Below are 19,627 nucleotides of genomic sequence, written 5' to 3' on the forward strand. Positions count from 1 at the left end.
CTGGACATCTCTACCGAAAAAAGCTGAAATCGAGGTTACTAATTTGGGGGTTACTCTAAAGAGCAGATCTAATGAGCCGATCTAATCAATAGAGTAGCACTCACCTCTTCACCTTTATTACCCTGAGCGTTACCCAACAGCGTTGATGCGAGTCTTGCCGCGTCTTCAGGGACACCGTTTACTTTGGAGCAACGGCGAATATGATGGCGCGCTGGAAACATCTACCCCTACGGCTTCGGCTATTTCTCTCTTTTGGAACGGTGCTCGCGCTTGCAATGCTGTTGGCACTCTACCTTCAGGCTCGAACCCATAGTCAGGCGCGGCTTGATAACCTGCTAAATAATGAGCTGCCCGCTCAAATCGAAGGGCTTGCTGCCCATATCAACCTCAGCCTCAGTCAGGACTTAGCCGTTTCTGAGAGCCTCGCTAACAGCTACTTTATTGAGCAGTGGGTACAGGAGGGCATGCCCCAAGAGCGCCAGGACGAGATCACGACTTATCTCTCGCGTTTGATGGCACAGCTGGATACGGAACTGCTCTTTATTGCCGCTCAATACCAGGGCAGGGGCTACTATTTTCAATTGCGCGACGGTGAATTTCTTCAGCGTATTATCCAACCGCCGGGTAACGAAGACGACTGGTACTACCGCTTCACGGAAGGTAATGCCATGTACGAGTTGAATTTGGATAGCGATACATTTTCAACAGATGAAGCCTTTGTATATGTTAATTACCGCAGTGTGGCAAATGCAGCCAACGGTCGACCGCTGGTAGTGGCAGGCGCAGGGCTTGATCTTTCTGACATGGCCATGCTTATTGAAGACTTTCGGCTAGGTGACGATGGCCGCGCTTCTCTGCTGAGTGCTGAAGGTGAGATGCTCGTTCACAGTGGTGAAACCATTAGTAGTGTTGACGTAGCGAAGGCCCTACCCCCACAAGCAGCGCAGCGCCTGCAACGTGACGAACAGCTAAAAGTAGACGAGATTGAGCGCAACGGCCAAACCCTACTGATCAGCACACGCTGGATACCGGAATTGCAGCGCTACCTCATGGTTGAAGTCAATAAAGAGGCGTACTTGGCGTCTACCCGCGAGCGCTTCCTGGCGTCCAGCGGTATAGGACTGCTCATTTTGCTAGCAGGTTTGTTGGTGCTCTACCCGCTAACGGGGAGACTTATTCGCCCGTTGATTGATTTTCAGGGTCAGCTTAAAGACATTACTCACAGTTTGGATCTATCGCGGCGGGTCAGTACCGACGACAAAGCGGAGCTGGGCGATTTAGCGGATCAAACCAACGAACTGCTTGAGCGCCTCTCCCGTGCTATTGCCGCGGTAGCCAAGAACTCCCAGGCGCTGACACACGTAGCGGAGCGTTTGGCAAAAACCGCAGGGCTTTCGGGTGTGCACGGTAGTGATATTCACCATGAAGCTAGCCAAACCATGGCAGCGGCCGTTGAAGAGATGGCGTCGTCGGTGGCTGAAATCACCTCAACGATGGAAGAGCTTTCCACCTCATCCACCCAAATAGCCGATCACTCCCAGTCGGTGGTAGATGTCGCCAACCAAACGTTAGAGCGTAGCCGTAAAGGCAGCACTGCTATGCAGCTTCTGCAGTCGAAAATGCAGGATATCCGTAGCGACAGCGAGCAGAGCCTCGCCGAAATAATGACCCTCGGAGCTAAATCCAAACAGATTAATAAGGTTATGGAACTGATCAACACATTGGCAGCCCAGACCAAACTGATCGCCTTTAATGCCGCGCTGGAAGCCTCAAGCGCAGGCGAGTCTGGACGCCGTTTTTCAGTGGTGGCCAATGAAATACGCCGCTTAGCTGACAGTGTGACGGACTCTACCCAGGAAATTGAAAAGCATACCGATGATATCCAGACGGCAATCAATCGTTTGGTGGTCGCGTCTGAAAAAGGCGCCTCTTCTATTGAGCAAGGCGTTGAGGCAAGTATGAGCACCGCACAAGATCTGGAAGCGCTGCTCAAAGCGGCCAGCCAAACCAGCAGCGCGGCACAGCAGATATCACTCTCTACTCAGCAGCAAAAAACCGCCAGTAGCCAGGTGGTCATGGCACTGCGTGATATCGATACGGCCAGTTCTCGTAATGCGCACTCGGTGCGCAGCATTACCGACATTAGCCAGGACATGATTGATATGTCGACCGAACTCAACGCGCTGGTGCAGGAGTTCACCATCGCTCAGGCAAAAACAGTTAACAACGATAAATAAAAAACCGCTGATTAGGATATCGGATGAGTGTAATTCGGGTAGTCATTGCCGACGACAGCCAAGTAGCCCGCGACGTGCTACGCGATATTCTCAGCCGAGACGGTGACATTGACATCGTCGGGGAAGCCACTAACGGCCGTGAGGCTGTTGAGCTGGCCAGACGTTTAGCGCCGCAGCTAATCACCATGGACCTCAACATGCCGGTGATGGATGGCCTAAGCGCCATCGAAGAGATCATGTACACCAAAGGCGTACCGATTTTGGTGATTAGTGACCGCTCCGATGCTCAAACGGCCTACCACGCGCTAGAAGTAGGCGCACTAGAAGTCATGCCAAAACCCTCTCTGGATGAGGCAGACGCCGAACGTCTGTTAGAGCGGGTTCGCCTACTGGCGGGGGTATCGGTGATTACTCGCTTGCGCCGGCGTTGCACGGTTTCCTCACCAACAACATCGTTTCACTCGACACTGATGACGCCACTGCGAGGTGTCCCCCGCGATTTTAAGCACGTTATCGCGATTGCTTGCTCTACCGGCGGCCCACAAGCATTAGTACGCGTGCTGCGGACACTACCCGACGGTTTTCCAGCACCCATTGTGATTGCTCAGCACATCAGTCATGGATTTATTGGCGGCATGGCCCAATGGCTGGCATCGCTGTGTGCCTTGCCAGTCAGTGTCGGCCAGGAAGGCGAGCAATTGCGCCCTGGGCATATTTACTTATCGCCATCAGAAAGTGATTTATGCGTGACGCCACGTCATCGCTTCCAGCTTCAACCCAGCCCCGAAAGCTCACTTTACCATCCCAGCTGCGATGTACTGCTGCAAAGCGTCGCCGAAGTCTATGGCGGTGATGCGATTGGCATTATTTTGACCGGTATGGGGCGTGACGGTGTTAATGGCATGCGGGCGATCTCTCAGGCAGGCGGCACCACCTTTGCGCAAGATGAAGCCAGTTCAGTGATATACGGCATGAATCAAGAAGCGGTTAAAGCAGGCGTCATTCAGTATGAATTGCCGCTCGATAGCCTGCCTAACCGGCTTTTACGCGCGGTACTCGGTCATCATGGCCGACCGGAGCCTTTCGCATGAGCACCTTTACCGCTTTTAAAACCCTGGTATATCAACGCTGTGGATTACACCTGGAGGGTTTAGCCGAAGCTCGGCTATTTCGGGCAGTCGCCAGTTTACAAGCCGCCACAGGACTCACTAACACCTCGCAGTTACTTGCGCTTTTAACCCGAGACCAGACACTATTTGACCATTTTGTCAGTCAGCTGACGGTTAACGAAACGTACTTTTGTCGCGAGCCAGACGCCTTAAACTGGTTGATTGACACTTATCTCCCTGAGCGTTTAGCCACTGAAAATGGCCCCATCTCTATCTTCAGTGCTGGCTGCTCTTCTGGCGAAGAGCCCTATAGCATCGCCATGATGCTATATGAGTGCTTTGGAGAACGAGCCAAAACGCTATTTAACATCTCAGGCGGCGACCTTGATCAACAAGTTCTCGCTAAGGCCCGCCAAGCCGTGTATGGCGGCATGGCGTTTCGCGCCCTCTCGCCCTCCTTTAAAGAGCGTTACTTTTGCCCTCACCAGGGCCGCTTTAAGCTCCGCGAATCACTGCGCCAATGGGTTACCTTTCACTCCTTCAATCTATTAAACGCCGCAGAGACCCACCCAGGTGGTCCTTTCGATGTCATTCTATTTCGCAATGTATCGATCTATTTTGATCAGCAGACTCGGCGTCAAATTCATCAGCAGCTCAGCCAGTTACTGGCGCCCAATGGCATTTTACTCTGCGGGGTCACCGAAACCCTGGGGAATGATCTAGGCGTGTTTGAACTTACCGAAGCCCAGGGAGTTTTTTATTTTCGTCATCCAGAGCAGTCCATATCAATGCCAGTCGCTTCCTCTCAGCCCCCTTTGCTCGCGATGGGTAATTCGACTAATGGCAGTGCTGATGTCAGTGAGAACGCGAGCGAAGGGTTAGCCCGCGGCACTGGCTTACCCCCCCATACGTCAATGGAGTTCGCAACGCAAAGTGAACCAGCTGACAGCCTCACCCACCAGTTGCACACCGCCCATAGGTTGCTCAATCAAAACGCTTTTGATGACGCCGCCAAGCTACTTGAGGCCCTGCTTAAGCAACAGCCGTGGTCAATCGATGCGCTGGTACTGGCCGGGTTAGTCTCTCGCTGGCAGCACGAGCCTGAGCTCGCCTACGACTACTTTAAACGGGCTATTTATGCAGCCCCGGAGTGCTGGCCTGCACACTTCTATTTAGCTGAACTTTATCGCCAGGGCGAACTGACCGATGCGCCCTTACAGCAACAACGTTGCTATGCCGCCGTCGTTCGTCTATTAACAGCCGCGCCCACCGCGAGTGGCGGGTTAGAGACCATCGACCCACCGCTACCACCAGGCGATGCGCGCTTTTTAGCTGAGCGCTATTTAAAAGCGCTTAACATTACACTGGCAACGACCAGCAACGCACAGGGAGTGGGTTAATATGGCGCTGGATATTCGCCGCTTTATACAGCGCTTTGTGGAGGAGGCTGCCGATCATTTACCCCGCCTGCGCGAAGGGATTCATGCCTTGGAGCAGGGTAACGCTGATCGCGAGCAGATCAACGAGTTGTTTCGCGCTGCACATACACTGAAAGGCTCATCGCGCATGCTGAAACTGGTGCCCATCACGGCACTAGCGCATAGCACCGAAGAACTGCTCAGCGCCCTACGCGAAGGCACGCTCACCATAACGTCTGAGATGACAAGCTTGCTCAACCAAGCGGTTGATGAGCTGACAGACTTTGTTGGTCGGCTGGCCGAAGGAGCAACGGGAGAAGAGCTACCCGAGGCGAATGCGGCGCTATGCAGCGCGCTGGAAAACGCAGCGCATGGCCAACTGCCCACTCAGCCTAGTTCACCCGTTCCCGTTGCACCGGCCGCCGCGCCAACCTCTCCCTCAACGCCAGTGGCGGAGAGTGAATTACGCCTTAGCGATACGGTACGCGTGCGCCTGAACCGACTGGACGACGTGATTCGTTTGATGGGCGAAGTCCTTTCTGGCCACCATCACCTGCACTCACTCGTAGATCAGGCGCGCGAGCTGAGCGCTACACTCCCTGCCGACCAACAGTCGCCGTTTCAAGCCTTTCACCGGGAGCTGAAAGATAGCGTTTTGACGCATGATTCGTTGATGAGCGACCTGCATGATCGCGCCCTGCAAATGCGGATGCTGCCGCTCAGCGTGGTATTGGATCCTTTCGCGCAGATGTCGCGTGAATTAGCCCAGTCCCTTGGCAAACAGGTCGACTGCCGTGTACGCGGCAGCGAGATTGAACTTGATCGCCAAATGATTGACCGTCTGTCTGACCCGCTCATTCACCTGCTGCGTAATGCGTTAGACCACGGTTTGGAGCCCCTCGCCGAGCGCCAGGCGGCAGGTAAGCCGCCCCGGGGTCAGCTAGTCATCGAAGCGAGACAAGACGCTGGCTGGGTGGTGATTGAGATGCATGATGACGGCGCCGGTATTGCGCTGAACGCGGTGCGCCAAAAAGCGCTCGCCAAACAGCTAGTCAGCGAAGAACAGTTGAACACGCTAAGCGAACAGGAAACGCTTGAGCTGATTTTTCTGCCCGGCTTCTCTACCAAAAGTATGATTACCGATTTTTCTGGTCGCGGCGTAGGGATGGATGTGGTGAAACGCACCGTCGTGGATGAGCTTAACGGGGATTTACAGCTTGCCAGCGAACAGGGCCGTGGCACGCGCTTTACCCTACGGCTGCCGCTTTCGCTGGCGATGATGCGGGTACTGCTGGTCAGTGTCGGTAGCGTCAAGCTCGGTGTAACGGCGCCTTACGTATCGGAACTCGTCGAGTGCTCAACAGACTCATTCATTGATGCTGCTGGCCAGCGCACACTGATTTTGCGCAATGAGTTTGTGCCTGTCGTCTCGCTGGCTAGCCTGTTAGAGCTTCCCACTACGAACGTTACCGACACCACCTTGCTGCTGGTCGTTCATCAACGCCACCAGAAGCTCGCTCTCATCATAGATTCACTGATTGATGAGCGCGATATGGTGATCAAGCCACTCCCTGGACATCTACGCCATTTGCCCTTGGTGTCGGGCATGGTGTCCATGGGACGCAATGCGTTGGTGAGCCTGTTGCACGTGCCCGCTTTATTAGAGGTAACACGACGCAGCACGCTTCGACCTAGTGCTGAGCGCACCGCTACCGCACAACGGATTTTGGTGGTCGACGACTCGCTGAATACCCGCGAAATAGAAAAAGATGTGCTCGAAGCGTGGGGCTATCATGTCACGCTGGCCGAAAATGGTCGCGACGGCTTGGCTAAAGCGCTGGCCGAGCCGTTTGATGCCGTACTCACCGATGTCGAGATGCCGGTAATGGATGGCTTTGCGCTGACCGCCCGACTGCGCGAAAATGAGGTTTATCGTTATCGACCGATTATAATTATCACCTCGCGGGAAAAAGAGGCCGATCGTCGGCGCGGCATAGAAGTCGGGGCTGATGCCTATATCGTCAAAGGCAGCTTTGATCAAAACAACTTGGTAGAGACACTTCAGGCCTTACTGGGCTAACCGCGAATATCACTTACAGAATAATCATTACGAGGTTATGGGATGCACATTCTGGTCGTAGACGACGATCCGCTTGCAGGGGAAATGACGGCCGCACTGATTGGATCACAAGGTTATGACACCTTAATGGCCTTTGATGCGATGGGTGCCGTCGAGCAACTGGACACACACAGCGATATCGCACTGATTGTCAGCGACATGCATATGCCTTTGATTAGCGGGTTAGCGCTGCTGGAAATGCTCCGTGAACAAGATAATGACCTGCCGTTTATCTTACTCACCGGAGATACTCCAGATGCTGAGCTGCGCCAGACGCCAGGCCTCCACGCCTGTCTGAGCAAAGATGCAGAGCTGGCTAGTAATCTGGAAACCGCCATAAAACAGGCGCTTAACAAGTAAGTAACGCAAGATGGAAGAAATAATGGATGGAATGGATCGCCGCTTTCGATCACTCACGCAGGTAGTTTGATGTCTAAGCCCGCCCCCTCGCTGCACGATAAGCTGAACCAGCTTCGTGAGCGCTTTATTGAGCAACTGCCCCACCGCTTAGCTCAAACCGCTGTGCAGTGGCAGCAAAGCCGTAACTCGGAGGAAGAGCAGACGCGGCTTGCGCCAGAGCTGCACCGTTTCTTTCACAGTCTAAAAGGCACCGGTCGCTCACTGGGCTTTGAACGGTTAGCCCTGCTCGCCGACCAAGCTGAAACGGCCCTGACCTCCTGCCCCACACGCAGCGATATCGATACCTATATCACTCAGCTTCTACAACAGATGGAGCGTGAGCAGCAGCACTTGCGTTCTCATCATGGCCAGCAGCAAGCCCTGGCGGCAGTGAATAGCTTCGAGCTTACCAACCAAGCAGAGCCGCTACGCAATAAACGCCAGCGGCTTATTTACTTATGTGATGACGAACCAGAACAGGTCAGTCACCTTATTCATCATCTGCGCTGTTTTGGCCATGAGGTCGTCCAGTTTATTGACACAGGGACCTTCTTTAATGCCGTTCTCACCCGCCGTCCCGATGCGGTGATTATGGATGTACACTTCCCCCAAGGCCAAACCGCCGGTACGGAAACCTTAACCAGTTTGAACAAGCTAACCGGCGAGCCGCTTCCCGCTATCGTGCTGTCAGCCCATGGCGATTTTCACTCGCGCCTTAGCGCCGTTCGCGCTGGCTGCGGTGGCTACTTTACCAAGCCGGTGAAACCGCTGGATCTGATGCTCGCCGTGGATGAGCTCACTGCCCCAGCGGCGGATGAACCGCTGAAAGTGCTTATTGTCGATGATGAGCCCGAAGTAGCTGCCTATCACGCCTTGCTGCTTGAGGAAGCCAGCATGATTGTGCAGCAGGTGCACCACCCTGCCGATGCACTCAATGCATTAGAACGCTTTAGCCCTGATTTAGTGCTGGTCGATGTGTATATGCCCGTGTGTTCGGGTGAAGAACTGGCAACGATTATTCGTCAGCAGCCAGAGCACGTTGGGCTACCGATTATTTATCTCTCCAGCGAGACCGATAGCCAAAAGCAGATTTCCGCCATGGCTGCCGGCGTTGAAGCGTTTCTTACCAAACCCGTGCAACCCGAAGAGCTCGTCTCTGCCGTGCGACTGCGCGCAGAACGCCTGCGCTTGCTGCGCTCATTAATGACCCGCGACAGCATGACCGGGCTTTATAACCACAGTACGACGACCGACCTGATCACGAAAACCCTCTCGCAGGCACACCGCGAAGAGAACCAGCACGCCATGGCCATGATTGATATTGATCATTTCAAGCAGGTGAATGATACCCATGGTCACCTAGCGGGGGACCAAGTCATCATCACACTGGCCAGGTTATTGAAAAGCCGTCTGCGGCTCTCCGATATTATTGGACGCTATGGCGGTGAAGAGTTTGTCGTGCTGTTGAAAGGCATTAGTGCGGAGAAGGCCGCTGGGTTAATCGACAGCTTGCGCGAAGACTTCTCGCTGGTCGACTTTCATGCCGGTGACGTTCGCTTTCGCTGCACTTTTAGCGCAGGCGTTAGCAGTTTCCCTGCGCAACCGTCGACCGAATCGTTGCGTCTGAACGCCGATCAGGCGCTCTACCGCGCCAAGCGCCTGGGTCGTAATCAGGTAAGTATGGAGCTAGCCGATGAACGCTGAAACCGATCGTCACAGCCACGCGAATGAACAGCAGCCGATCTCACAGACATTAGAAGAAGCGTTAGCTGCCCACCATGATGACGAAAGCGTAGTAGATGTTGACGAGCCCACCCAGCAGCTAGTGCTCTTTCGTATTAATGGCCAGCGTTTTGCTCTGCCCGGTAGTGCAGTCAGTGAGATTTTACCCAGTGATCAGCCCGTCTACTATGTCCCGGGACTGCCCGCTTCCACCGAGGGCGTGCTGCACCTACGGGGTAAAATTGAGTCGGTAATAAGTCTGCAGCCACTTCTCGCCTTACCTACCCAGGAAGGCACTTCTAAAGGCATGATTTTATTAGTCAATGCCGCGGGAATTCGTAGCGGCGTAAGAATAGAGCAGCTAGATGATGTTTGTGAAATCGCTCAGAGTCTACTGCAACCGCCCCCCGAAACACTCTCCAGTACATTACTTCCCTACGTCAGCGCGTTATGGCAGATCGATGAGCGCCAGGCGCTTGCCTTGCTTGACCCAGAGGCACTGTTTAGCGCCTACCAGCAAGGACTGGGTTAAAGTGCCCATGGATCGTGACCATCATGAGCAAACTCAAGTCGCCTTGGTGCTATTTTGGGTAGGTCGTTACCGTGCTGCTCTGGAAGCATCTCACGTCCTCGCGATGACCGATCACCCTGCATCACTGCGCACTGCCAATGCTCATTCGCTGCTTGATGAAGAGAGTAGCGATGCCCCCCAACCTAGCCGCTGGTTAACCTTGCGCGATACTCAAACAGTCAATGACCAAGCCGCCAGCACTTGGCAATTGGGCGTGGACGGCGACATCTCGCTTCAGCAACTGCCCGCCAGCATGCTCTATCCGCTGCCTAAGCTGCTGCAATCCCGACGTTTTTCACCGGCTCTATGTGGCTTCACCTTTGAGCAGGAGCAACTAGTGCTTCTGCTGGACGCAAACAAGCTTAGCCTTCACAAGTCCTAGCCCGCCAGCCATAAGCAGCTAATCAAATCGCCTTCTGCTATGTCGCTATTGGCAGGAATCACCGCGAAGGCATCAGCGTTGATACACGACGAAAGCACACCAGAGTTCTGATCCTCAAAGGCCATTGCCGTCACGCCACGGGGCGTAAATTTCAGCGTCACTCGCATATAGTGCTCGCGTGGGCCAGTGGTGGTGGCGAACCCAGCGCTGGCGGTAATCGTCGGTAGTGTTCTCAGCGCAGGACAGCTAAGCATTGCCCCCAGCAATGGGCGCAAAAATAGCCAAGCACCGACAAACCCCGATACCGGATTCCCTGGCAAACCAACAAACCGCGCCTGGCTGCCATCGTCGCGAGGCAAACGACCGAGTGCTAGCGGCTTACCGGGACGAATCGCCAGTTTCCACATATCGAGCTGGCCAATCGCTTCCAGCGCAGCTTTAACGTGGTCCTCTTCGCCCACGCTGACGCCGCCGGTAGTCACTACCAGGTCAGTCTCAGCAGCCGCCGCCGTTAACAGTGCCACAGTGCGTGCATAGTCATCCGGCACGCTAACGGTACTTACTACCTCGGCGCCAAAGTTCTCCAACAGACGTTTAAGCATTGGTCGGTTGGAGTTGTAGAGCTGACCCGGCTTGAGCGGCGTGCCCGGATCGATGATCTCGTCACCAGTCGAAAGCAGCGCCACACGGGGCCGTCGACGCACACTGACTTGGGTAATCCCCTGGCCCGCCAAGTGACCCAGTGCCGCCGCTTCGAGTCGCTCACCGGCATTTAGCAACACACTGCCCTGGCGCACATCGCGGCCCTGGCTCCGAACATTATCACCCGCTGGAATATCGGCAGGAATCAGCGCACGCTCACCATCAACCTCCACACGCTCTTGCATCACTACGCAGTCAGCCCCCGAAGGGATCTCGCCGCCAGTAAAAATCCGTGCACAGCTGCCGGGCGCAAGCGCTTCAGCCTGCGTACCAGCCGCAATGCGTTGACTCACGGATAGCCACTGCCCTGCATCGGCGGCGCGTAAGGCGTAGCCGTCCATCGCGCTGTTATCAAACGGCGGCACATCCAGCTGTGCTGTCACTGCTTCGGCCAGCACACGCCCGGCGGCGGCTTCCAGTGGAACGCTCTCTGCTTTTAGTGCGCTCACATCTGCCAATAGCGCTTCAAGCGCGGCTGAAATCGGCTGCAAATCAGCCATGTTGCCCCCGGCCTGGGATGACCAGGTTGGCGAAGTTGCAAGGTTTGTGACGGCTATCCAACTGCTCAGCCAAAATGCCGTCCCAGCCGGTGCGGCAGGCGCCGGTTGAGCCCGGTAGGCAGAACACCACCGTGGCGTTGGCTAAGCCACCAAGGCAACGGCTTTGGATAGTGGAGCTGCCGATCTCGTCACCGCTTAGCTGGCGAAAGCGCTCACCAAAGCCTTCGATATGCTTATCCAGCAGCACAGAGATAGCTTCAGGCGTAGAGTCGCGACCAGTAAAGCCGGTACCGCCAGTGGTGATCACCACCTGCACGGTTGAGTCGGCTATCCAGTTCGCTACTACCGCACGAATGCGGTAAACGTCGTCAGGCACAATGCGCTTTTCAGCCAGCGTGTGGCCCGCCTTGGTTAAGCGCTCCACAAGGGCTTGCCCACTGCGATCGGTCTCTTCATTACGCGTGTCAGAGACCGTCAATACGGCTATGTTGAGGGGCACCATTGGTTCGCTCATTGACGTCACCCCTGTTTGGCTGCTTTCTTCTTAGCGTGGTGTGCTTCCCAAGCCGCCATTTGCTCTGGCGTGGCTTCCGGTTGATAAAGCTCTTTCCACTCGCTATAAGGCATACCGTAAACGTACTCACGGGCCTCATCGTAGTTGAGGCTTTCATCCCGCGCCTCAGCGGCACTCACCAGCCACTTAGATAAGCAGTTACGGCAAAAGTCCGCCAGAATCATCAGATCGATATTCTGGACATCCTTGTTATCGTCCAGGTGTTGAAGCAAGCGACGAAATGCGGCGGCTTCCAGCTCAGTGCGCGTCGCTGGGTCTAACTCATCAAATGCTGACATAACCGTTGCTCTCCTAAAATGACATTTGGCTATTTAAGAACTTAAGGTGAAGCATAACAAAAGACACCGCCAAAAGGCGGTGTCCTCGCTACCATAAAGCACGTATCAACTGGTTCGCGTTGCCGACGGTTCACTGCTACCGCCAGATGACTTACGCGCCGCCACCTCTTCTTCGGATAGCGTTTGGTCTTTGACCTCGTCGTACCATAGGTTGTGATGCTCTTTGGCCCAGGTTTCATCCACGTAGCCCGTGGTCATACCCTCAAGTGCACCTTCAGTACCCAGCGTGCCGATATAGATATGACCTAAGGAGATGGCGGTGAGTCCTAGCGCACCGACTGCGTGGATAATGTTAGCCCACTGCATGGTGTCGCGCCCCTGATTGAAGTTGGGGAAGTCGAGCACAAAGCCACTGGCGATGACAAGAATACCGACCGTCGCCAATATCCAGTACCACGCCTTCTCCCCACCGTTGGCAAAACCCGCATCTACATGCTTTTTGCCAATCATGCCGCCGCCTTTCTTAAACCACACCCAGTCGTGCTTTTTGGGAATGTTCTCTTTAATCAAACTAACCAGCAGTATGACGAGCAGAATGCCAAAGATCGGCCCTAGGTAGTTGTGCAGCACTTTCGTGGCCGCAATCATCCACGCCCAAATCCCATCGCCAAACAGGGGGCGGAACACGAACTTGCCGAACAGTAACGTCATCCCGGTCAGCGCCAGAATGATAAACAGCGTCGCTACCGTCCAGTGCAGTGCGCGTTTCATTAGCGTCCAGCGCAACAGCAGGCGACCCGTGCGCGGAGCTTCAAGCTCCTTACGGCCCACAATGAAGTAGAACAAAGCGATCAGCGCCGCCATACCAAATACCGCAATCAATCCAAACGGCGATACCCAGCGGTTACGAATCTCCCGCCAGGTTTCACCGCTTGAGTTGATCAGGCTGTAGTTGCTTTCATAGCGCGAGTCGCGGTAGTTGGGGCCAGTCTCACCACTACGTACCTGACGCCACTGGTCAGCGGTAATGCCGGGGGCAGCGGTGGTCATTTCGCGATCAGGGTCTGCTTGAGCTACTGCCACTTGCGTAAAGCCGAGGCTTAGCACCAAAGCAAGCGCCACCAACATAAAACGCCAAATGCCCAGGGCGAGCCCTTTACCTGAGCTTGGCACCCCACCGGGTGCCTGTGCAGTCAACAGGTTCATGACACGCCTCCTTACCCTTTATGGGCAGCATCATAGGCTAGGTTGTCGGCGCTGGCCTGGGGATTGTTGGACCAACCGCCATCTTTATGGCCACGGTGTACAACGCGCTGGCGGAAGATATCGGCAACGTCTTGGGCATCACCGGCAAGCAGCGCTTTGGTAGAGCACATTTCTGCACATAGCGGCAGTTTGCCTTCGGCAATACGGTTAGAACCGTACTTCTCGTACTCTTCTTCTTTGCTTTCGGCCGGGCCGCCCGCGCAGAAGGTACATTTGTCCATCTTGCCACGTTCACCAAAGGCATCCTGCTGGGGAAACTGCGGGGCGCCAAACGGGCAGGCGTAGAGGCAGTAGCCACAACCGATGCAGAGGTCTTTATCGTGCAGAACGATGCCGTCATCGGTCTTGTAGAAGCAGTCGGTCGGGCAGACGGCCATGCAGGGGGCGTCGTCACAGTGCATACAAGCGACGGAAATGGACATTTCATCCGCTTCGCCATCATTCAGTGTCACCACGCGGCGGCGCTGGATACCCCACTCGACATCGTTGGCATTTTTACAGGCGGTGACACAGCCGTTGCATTCAATGCAGCGTTCTGCGTCACACATAAATTTCATTTGAGCCATGGTGTTCTCCTCATGCCGGTGCGGGATGGCTCCCGCACCGCCGTACTGTCAGGTCGGTCGCGTCTTTTGTTCTAAACTCAGTTTTCTAGACTCAAGTTTTCTAGACTCAGGCGCGCTCAATGCGGCAAATGGTGCACTTGGTCTCTTGCATCAGTGTCACCGGATCGTAGCCGTAGGTGGTGGCGGTGTTAGCCGCTTCACCGATGATGTACGGGTCAGACCCATCCGGATAACGGTCGCGCAGGCTTTCGCCTTGGAACATGCCGCCAAAGTGGAACGGCATGAATGCGACGTTACGATCAACGCGAGGCGTGACCAGCGCTTTAACTTTCACCCGGCCCCCTTCAGCCCCTTCAACCCAGACATCATCACCATCTTTGATACTGAGGTCGTTGGCATCGGCCGGATTGATCTCGACAAACATCTCTTGCTGCAGCTCGGCAAGCCACGACATGGAGCGTGTCTCTTCACCGCCCCCTTCGTACTCAACCAAACGCCCGGAGGTGAGAATCATCGGGTAATCCCCGGTGTTGTCACGATCCTGAATGGTTTTGTACATGGTCGGCAGGCGCATGATCGAGTCAAAGTCCTCCCAAGTAGGGAAGCGTTCAACCAGATCGCGGCGCGTGGTGTAAAGCGGCTCACGGTGCTTCGGCACTTGGTCGGGGAAGGTCCAGACCACAGCGCGGGCCTTGGCGTTGCCGTAGGGCGCACAACCATGCTCAATCGTGACACGCTGGATACCGCCGGAGAGGTCGGTTTTCCAGTTTTTGCCTTCCGCCGCCTGCTTCTCTTCGGCGGTCAGGTCGTCCCACCAGCCCAGATCCTTGAGCAGTTGGTCGTTGAACTCCGGATAGCCGTCGTCAATATCGCCGCCGACAGGCGCTGAACCTTCCGCCAACAGGTTGATCCCGTCACGCTCGATACCGAAACGGGCGCGGAAGCCCATGCCGCCTTCCATCACAGGAACACTGGTGTCGTAAAGATTGGGCGAGCCCGGGTGTTTAAACTCAGGTGTACCCCAGCAAGGCCACGGCAAGCCGTAGTAGTCACCATCCGCCGGGCCACCCTCTGCGCGCAAGTTCTCGAAGCTGAAGGTGTGCCAGTTTTTCTGGTGCTCTTTGAGGCGTTCAGGGCTTTGCCCGGTATAGCCTACCGTCCACATGCCGCGGTTGATTTCACGCAGAATATCGTCGATCAACGGCTCGTCGCCGTTCATCTGGTAGTTTTTCACCAGCTCATTACCAATGCCCAGCTTGCGGGCAAACAGGTACATAATTTCGTGGTCGGGCTTGGACTCAAACAGCGGCTCAATCACGCGGTCGCGCCACTGAATCGAACGATTGGTGGCGGTAACACTGCCGGTCGTCTCAAACTGGGTGGCTGCTGGCAGCAAATAAACGCCATCGGTACGGTCATGCATGACGGAAGCGACGGTGGGATAAGGGTCAACGATGACCATCATCTCCAGCTTCTGCATCGCCTTTTGCATTTCTACACCGCGGGTTTGGGAGTTAACCGCGTGGCCCCAGTAGAACATCGCTTTCAGCGCGGTGCGCTGGGAGATGTTTTCGTCGTCTTCGAGCACGCCATCGACCCAACGCGACACGGTAATGCCGGGGCTGTACATGGGCTGACCATCGGCGTATTCGGTATCGTCATAGCGGCCTTTAATCCACTCGTAGTCGACATCCCATACTTGCGCCCAGTGTTGCCATGCGCCTTCCGCCAAGCCGTAGTAGCCCGGCAGCGAGTCACAGCCAAGGCCAAGGTCAGTCGCACCCTGCACGTTATCGTGGCCACGCAGGATGTTGGCGCCGCCGCCAGCGACACCAATATTGCCCAACGCCAGCTCCAGAATGCAGTAAGCGCGGGTGTTGTTGTTGCCGGTGGTATGTTGGGTGCCGCCCATACACCAGACCACGCAGCCTGGGCGGTTGTCGGAGAGGCGTTTGGCGACATCGTACATCTCGGCTTCGGGCACGCCGGTGACTTCCTCGACGACGCTGGGCGGGAAGTTGGCGACTTCGGCGCGCACTTCATCCATTCCGTAAACACGCTGGTTGATGTACTCGTTATCTTCCCAGCCGTTCTCGAAAATGTGCCACAGCAGGCCCCAGATATACGCCACATCAGAGCCAGGACGCAGACGCACGTATTTGTTGGCTTTGGCGGCGGTACGGGTAAAGCGCGGGTCGGCAACGATGATGTCGCAATTATTACGCTCTTTGGCGATCAAGATATGCTGCATCGCGACCGGGTGCGCTTCACTGGGGTTAGAGCCAATGAACAGAATCGCCTTACTGTTATGCATGTCATTGAGCGAGTTGGTCATCGCCCCGTAACCCCAGGTGTTCGCCACGCCCGCCACGGTGGTGGAGTGACAGATACGTGCCTGGTGGTCAGTGTTGTTGGTACCCCACAGCGATGCAAGCTTGCGCATCAAGTACGCTTGCTCGTTACTAAACTTCGCCGAGCCCAGCCAGTAAACGCTGTCCGGGCCGTGCTCTTCGCGCAGCTCAAGCAGTTTGTCGCCGATTTCGTTAACGGCGTCTTCCCAGCTCATGCGCTCCCACTCACCAGCCACCAGCTTCATCGGGTACTTGAGGCGCCGCGTGGAGTGCCCGTGCTGGCGCAGTGAAGCGCCTTTTGCGCAGTGTGCGCCGCGGTTGATGGGGTGATCAAAAGCGGGTTCTTGCTTAGTCCAAATACCCTCTTGAACTTCGGCATAAACGCCACAACCCACTGAACAGTGGGAGCAGATGGTACGTTTGGTCTCTACCGGAGAGTCCAGTACCGGCGTTTTATCCGCGGCTTCCGAGCGCTGCATCATCGGCGCGCCCATGAAGCCGACAGCGGCCACGCCGCCTGTGGCTGCACCGGTGCGCTTGAGGAATTGTCGGCGGGAAATTCCCAGTCCAGAGGCCTTGGGGTTGTCTGTTTTGCGAGTTAAACGCATGGCAAATCTCCTGGCATTCCGCCGTCAGTCACGCAGCGAGGCGTAGTAAGCGCGGACGTGGTCGGTCTCACGGTAATTAACCGTTTGTTTTTCGTTTTTCGCCGGGGCAGTGTCAGCCTGTGCCAGGGTGACATGACCGACTGCCGCTGCAGCGCCAGCAGCGGCAGTTCCCAACCCAACGGTTTTCATAAAACGGCGGCGCTCAGGATTGTGTGACGGGTGCATGGGTTTCTCCTCTTGCATGCCTTTATAGCGGGTCTTTTTATGCTGTTTTTGATTTTTACTGATTTTTTTATGGAGCCTGCGTTAAGGCTCAACAATACGCACCGGCGTATGGCCCGCATCAACACTCAAGCGAGCCTCCTCACTCTCCATAAAAGCGCCACCCAACTGCCCCAGCGCTGCATAGAAAGCGGTGTCTACCTGTCCCAGGTCGGCAAAACAGCTGGCCGCCCAAGGGGCTAAATGTTGGCTAAAAAAATAGGCCTGCTCGTGACTCGCTGAGTCAATCAGCATTGCCATCACTTCGCACAGTGCCGCCAAGTGATCTTCTGGGTCACGGGTATGTTCACTGCGCACAAAACCGAGCACCTTCAAATCCTGACGCAGCGCTACCAGCGCCGCTTCCATCAATTCGCCATTGCGGTACCAAGAAGCATACGGCACCACCTCACCCTGAATGACGCCGACCAGGAGGCGGAAGTGAGCACGCTGCAGCCCTTCGACGTCGGTGTTTTTGGCGGCGGCTGCCAGCGCATGCCAACACTCAGCCAAGCGGCTGCCGTCTTGTTCGATGTCCAGTTCAGCCAACCAATTTAGCAACTCGGCATCCGGCGCCTGGCGCAATAAGGTGGCTAATAGCCGGTAAATATCGGCGCGTAGCGCATCCGCTTCTTTCAGCGTGGGCAGTGCATCCGTCATCGGCTTATACCTTCAGTTGCGCGTCGGGATCGCGAATCATGGTTTTCCAAACATCCTTAACGCGGCAGTCTTCACACATTTCCAGACGAATCATCGCTTCGCCAGCAAAGTAGGGGTGGTTGGCCAGCTTTTCTTTAATAGTAGCTACCGTGCTGACAGTAGCAAACGGCTTGCCGCAGTTGATGCATTCAAAGGCCGCTTCTTCGTGGCAGATATGGCGCGTTTCGCGAGCCTCCGAGGCCAGGAAGCCGGGCATCAAGGTAATCGCATCTTCCGGGCAGGCTTGTTCACACAGGCCACACTGCACACAATCCGCCTCAAGGAAACTCAGCGCGGGGGTTTTACCACCTGACTTGAGCGCGGGGGTTGGGCAATTGCTGACGCAGGCATGGCACAGCGTGCAGGCATCGCGATCCACCTGAATGGCGCCGTAGGCAGCGCCCACCGGCATAGCAACCCGCTCGTCGCTGGGGTTACCCAACTCGGCTAACCGCGCCAGCACGCGGTTCAAGCGTGCCCGCTTTTCAGGCTCAGGTAGACTAAGCGGCGCCTCGGTCAGTGGAGTAAGCGCCGGTAGCGCATCGCGAGCAGCGTGGTCAGCTACCTCAATCAGCGTCACACGGGCGCGATCATGGCCCAGCGCGTCCAACAAGGCATGTGCTTGAGCGACTTGATCAGTCAAAAAGTTACTCAAGCGGGCAGGCATGTCAGGGTGCAGCTGGATACGCACTTCAGCGGCACCGGCAGCCAGGGCGGTTAGCCACTGGTCGTGACCTGCGGCTCCAAGCTCTTCTAACGGTGCGTCGATGATATGGCCTGCGGGCACTACACCCGCAGCGCGCTCGGCATCTTGGGAGTCATGGGTAATAAAACGCAGCACCGGCACCTGACCACCGGCTTCGCGATAGGCTGCCAGCCAAGCGGATAGGGTGTCTTGCTGACGGCGCGTTTCTGGTAGACGAAATTCGATAGCACCCGTAGGGCAAGCACTGGTGCAACTGCCTACGCCTTGGCAGAGGAAGGGATCAATCTCAATACGAGACTCAATCCGCCCCTGAATGCTGGAGATGGCATCCGCCGGGCAAACATCCAAACAGCGGGTGCAACCAATGTTGCCGCTGGTGGAGTGGGCACATAAATCACTGTTGACTTGGAAATAGCGCGGCTTATCGAATTCGCCCACTAGCCCCACAAAATCGTCAAGAATATCGCTGCGCTGCTCAACGTCCTGCCACTGCATCACTACATAGCCAGGAGGCGGCAGCTCCCAGCGCTGGGTATGCGAAGTTGGAGCAAGATCGAGGATTAAGTCAAAACCGTCGCGCTCAATCAGTGCGCGAGCAATATCCAGCGGCGCATCTTCATCGTCAAGTTGAACGCTAAAGGCACCTAGATAGCCATTGATACGCAGTTGGCTGAGTTGTCCCTGGGTCAGCGTCTGGGCGACCAGCGGTTCGCTAGCCCCGAGAGGATCGACAGCATCGTTTCCCGGGCTGTTCGCGTCAGACTCAGTGACAAGTAGCGTCAGCGATGCCAAGCCGCGCCCCTGTAGAGCGCGAGCGGCAGGGTAAACGTCGGCTTCGGTACCTATTAACAGCGCATGACCACGGCTGTGATAGGTCACATTGGCAGGCGTTAGGTTAGCTGGCCACGAGATACGTCGGCGTACCGTTTCCCGAGCCTCGGCATTGCGCTGGTCGTCTATCGACGCCAGTTGGATTCGTTGGTTCATGCGCTCTCACGGTCTGGGAATCATTCTTATTATATTTTTGAGTTATATATTTAACTATTGTGGCATAACAATACGTTGAAGCTAAGTTCAGCCTATGTGCAATGCTGATATTTGCCAACTTAATTACCGTCAACGCTGCCAACGCTAGCAACTAAATCAATGCTCAACTTAT

General features: G+C 55.6%; 17 protein-coding genes. 8 read left to right on the top strand and 9 right to left on the bottom strand.

What is annotated here, in order from left to right:
* Positions 1-200: 200 nt before the first annotated feature.
* The 8 genes from V8L71_RS09075 (at position 201) to V8L71_RS09110 (ending at position 9,957) form a co-directional block, all read left to right on the top strand.
* Complete coding sequence (locus V8L71_RS09075; protein WP_336273903.1) at positions 201-2,237, top strand: methyl-accepting chemotaxis protein; 2,037 nt, start codon at positions 201-203, stop codon at positions 2,235-2,237.
* A 23-nt stretch (positions 2,238-2,260) separates the two neighbouring features.
* Positions 2,261-3,328 carry a chemotaxis-specific protein-glutamate methyltransferase CheB gene (gene cheB / locus V8L71_RS09080; RefSeq protein WP_176303981.1) on the top strand — a complete coding sequence of 356 codons (1,068 nt, stop codon included), beginning with the start codon at positions 2,261-2,263 and terminating at the stop codon, positions 3,326-3,328.
* Positions 3,325-4,746, top strand: coding sequence for a CheR family methyltransferase (locus V8L71_RS09085; protein WP_336273904.1), 1,422 nt, complete (start codon positions 3,325-3,327; stop codon positions 4,744-4,746). Before cheB ends, V8L71_RS09085 begins: the two co-directional genes overlap by 4 nt.
* A 1-nt stretch (position 4,747) precedes the next feature.
* Positions 4,748-6,844 carry a hybrid sensor histidine kinase/response regulator gene (locus tag V8L71_RS09090; RefSeq protein ID WP_336273905.1) on the top strand — a complete coding sequence of 699 codons (2,097 nt, stop codon included), beginning with the start codon at positions 4,748-4,750 and terminating at the stop codon, positions 6,842-6,844.
* Between the two features lie 42 nt (positions 6,845-6,886).
* Positions 6,887-7,243 carry a response regulator gene (locus V8L71_RS09095; protein WP_336273906.1) on the top strand — a complete coding sequence of 119 codons (357 nt, stop codon included), beginning with the start codon at positions 6,887-6,889 and terminating at the stop codon, positions 7,241-7,243.
* Positions 7,244-7,312: 69 nt separating this feature from the next.
* Positions 7,313-8,986, top strand: coding sequence for a diguanylate cyclase (locus tag V8L71_RS09100; protein WP_336273907.1), 1,674 nt, complete (start codon positions 7,313-7,315; stop codon positions 8,984-8,986).
* Positions 8,976-9,536, top strand: coding sequence for a chemotaxis protein CheW (locus tag V8L71_RS09105; protein ID WP_336273908.1), 561 nt, complete (start codon positions 8,976-8,978; stop codon positions 9,534-9,536). Before V8L71_RS09100 ends, V8L71_RS09105 begins: the two co-directional genes overlap by 11 nt.
* 7 nt (positions 9,537-9,543) lie before the next feature.
* On the top strand, positions 9,544-9,957 hold the full coding sequence (locus V8L71_RS09110) for a hypothetical protein (protein ID WP_336273941.1): 414 nt from the start codon (positions 9,544-9,546) through the stop codon (positions 9,955-9,957).
* Here V8L71_RS09110 and V8L71_RS09115 read toward each other — a convergent pair.
* From V8L71_RS09115 to V8L71_RS09155, 9 genes are all read right to left on the bottom strand, one after another.
* Complete coding sequence (locus V8L71_RS09115; RefSeq protein WP_336273909.1) at positions 9,954-11,159, bottom strand: molybdopterin molybdotransferase MoeA; 1,206 nt, start codon at positions 11,157-11,159, stop codon at positions 9,954-9,956. The genes V8L71_RS09110 and V8L71_RS09115 overlap by 4 nt on opposite strands.
* Positions 11,152-11,673, bottom strand: a complete 522-nt coding sequence (gene moaB, locus V8L71_RS09120; RefSeq protein ID WP_176303974.1) for a molybdenum cofactor biosynthesis protein B — start codon at positions 11,671-11,673, stop codon at positions 11,152-11,154. Before moaB ends, V8L71_RS09115 begins: the two co-directional genes overlap by 8 nt.
* A gap of 5 nt (positions 11,674-11,678) precedes the next feature.
* Positions 11,679-12,011, bottom strand: a complete 333-nt coding sequence (locus tag V8L71_RS09125) for a DUF1244 domain-containing protein (RefSeq protein ID WP_176303973.1) — start codon at positions 12,009-12,011, stop codon at positions 11,679-11,681.
* A 105-nt stretch (positions 12,012-12,116) separates the two neighbouring features.
* Positions 12,117-13,217 carry a formate dehydrogenase subunit gamma gene (locus V8L71_RS09130; RefSeq protein ID WP_336273910.1) on the bottom strand — a complete coding sequence of 367 codons (1,101 nt, stop codon included), beginning with the start codon at positions 13,215-13,217 and terminating at the stop codon, positions 12,117-12,119.
* Between the two features lie 11 nt (positions 13,218-13,228).
* Positions 13,229-13,843 (bottom strand): formate dehydrogenase FDH3 subunit beta, encoded by a 615-nt coding sequence (gene fdh3B / locus V8L71_RS09135; RefSeq protein ID WP_008959355.1) that lies wholly within the window; start codon positions 13,841-13,843, stop codon positions 13,229-13,231.
* Between the two features lie 106 nt (positions 13,844-13,949).
* Positions 13,950-16,802, bottom strand: a complete 2,853-nt coding sequence (locus V8L71_RS09140) for a molybdopterin-dependent oxidoreductase (RefSeq protein WP_336273911.1) — start codon at positions 16,800-16,802, stop codon at positions 13,950-13,952.
* 24 nt (positions 16,803-16,826) lie between these two features.
* Positions 16,827-17,027, bottom strand: a complete 201-nt coding sequence (locus tag V8L71_RS09145; RefSeq protein WP_336273912.1) for a twin-arginine translocation signal domain-containing protein — start codon at positions 17,025-17,027, stop codon at positions 16,827-16,829.
* Between the two features lie 81 nt (positions 17,028-17,108).
* Positions 17,109-17,723: a TorD/DmsD family molecular chaperone gene (locus V8L71_RS09150; protein WP_336273913.1), complete on the bottom strand. Its 615-nt coding sequence runs from the start codon at positions 17,721-17,723 to the stop codon at positions 17,109-17,111.
* A 4-nt stretch (positions 17,724-17,727) separates the two neighbouring features.
* Positions 17,728-19,455, bottom strand: coding sequence for a 4Fe-4S dicluster domain-containing protein (locus tag V8L71_RS09155; protein WP_336273914.1), 1,728 nt, complete (start codon positions 19,453-19,455; stop codon positions 17,728-17,730).
* Positions 19,456-19,627 lie beyond the last annotated feature (172 nt).

This window comes from Vreelandella indica (assembly GCF_037070225.1).
Classification (GTDB): Bacteria; Pseudomonadota; Gammaproteobacteria; order Pseudomonadales; family Halomonadaceae; genus Vreelandella; species Vreelandella arctica.

What these genes read in the sequence shown, in the direction of transcription:
- V8L71_RS09155 (WP_336273914.1), bottom strand. Translation starts at nt 19,455, where the DNA reads ATGAACCAACGAATCCAACTGGCGTCGATAGACGACCAGCGCAATGCC.
- V8L71_RS09095 (WP_336273906.1), top strand. Translation starts at nt 6,887, where the DNA reads ATGCACATTCTGGTCGTAGACGACGATCCGCTTGCAGGGGAAATGACG.
- V8L71_RS09145 (WP_336273912.1), bottom strand. Translation starts at nt 17,027, where the DNA reads ATGCACCCGTCACACAATCCTGAGCGCCGCCGTTTTATGAAAACCGTT.
- V8L71_RS09130 (WP_336273910.1), bottom strand. Translation starts at nt 13,217, where the DNA reads ATGAACCTGTTGACTGCACAGGCACCCGGTGGGGTGCCAAGCTCAGGT.
- moaB (WP_176303974.1), bottom strand. Translation starts at nt 11,673, where the DNA reads ATGAGCGAACCAATGGTGCCCCTCAACATAGCCGTATTGACGGTCTCT.
- cheB (WP_176303981.1), top strand. Translation starts at nt 2,261, where the DNA reads ATGAGTGTAATTCGGGTAGTCATTGCCGACGACAGCCAAGTAGCCCGC.
- V8L71_RS09075 (WP_336273903.1), top strand. Translation starts at nt 201, where the DNA reads ATGATGGCGCGCTGGAAACATCTACCCCTACGGCTTCGGCTATTTCTC.
- V8L71_RS09100 (WP_336273907.1), top strand. Translation starts at nt 7,313, where the DNA reads ATGTCTAAGCCCGCCCCCTCGCTGCACGATAAGCTGAACCAGCTTCGT.
- fdh3B (WP_008959355.1), bottom strand. Translation starts at nt 13,843, where the DNA reads ATGGCTCAAATGAAATTTATGTGTGACGCAGAACGCTGCATTGAATGC.
- V8L71_RS09125 (WP_176303973.1), bottom strand. Translation starts at nt 12,011, where the DNA reads ATGTCAGCATTTGATGAGTTAGACCCAGCGACGCGCACTGAGCTGGAA.
- V8L71_RS09150 (WP_336273913.1), bottom strand. Translation starts at nt 17,723, where the DNA reads ATGACGGATGCACTGCCCACGCTGAAAGAAGCGGATGCGCTACGCGCC.
- V8L71_RS09140 (WP_336273911.1), bottom strand. Translation starts at nt 16,802, where the DNA reads ATGCGTTTAACTCGCAAAACAGACAACCCCAAGGCCTCTGGACTGGGA.
- V8L71_RS09085 (WP_336273904.1), top strand. Translation starts at nt 3,325, where the DNA reads ATGAGCACCTTTACCGCTTTTAAAACCCTGGTATATCAACGCTGTGGA.
- V8L71_RS09105 (WP_336273908.1), top strand. Translation starts at nt 8,976, where the DNA reads ATGAACGCTGAAACCGATCGTCACAGCCACGCGAATGAACAGCAGCCG.
- V8L71_RS09115 (WP_336273909.1), bottom strand. Translation starts at nt 11,159, where the DNA reads ATGGCTGATTTGCAGCCGATTTCAGCCGCGCTTGAAGCGCTATTGGCA.
- V8L71_RS09110 (WP_336273941.1), top strand. Translation starts at nt 9,544, where the DNA reads ATGGATCGTGACCATCATGAGCAAACTCAAGTCGCCTTGGTGCTATTT.
- V8L71_RS09090 (WP_336273905.1), top strand. Translation starts at nt 4,748, where the DNA reads ATGGCGCTGGATATTCGCCGCTTTATACAGCGCTTTGTGGAGGAGGCT.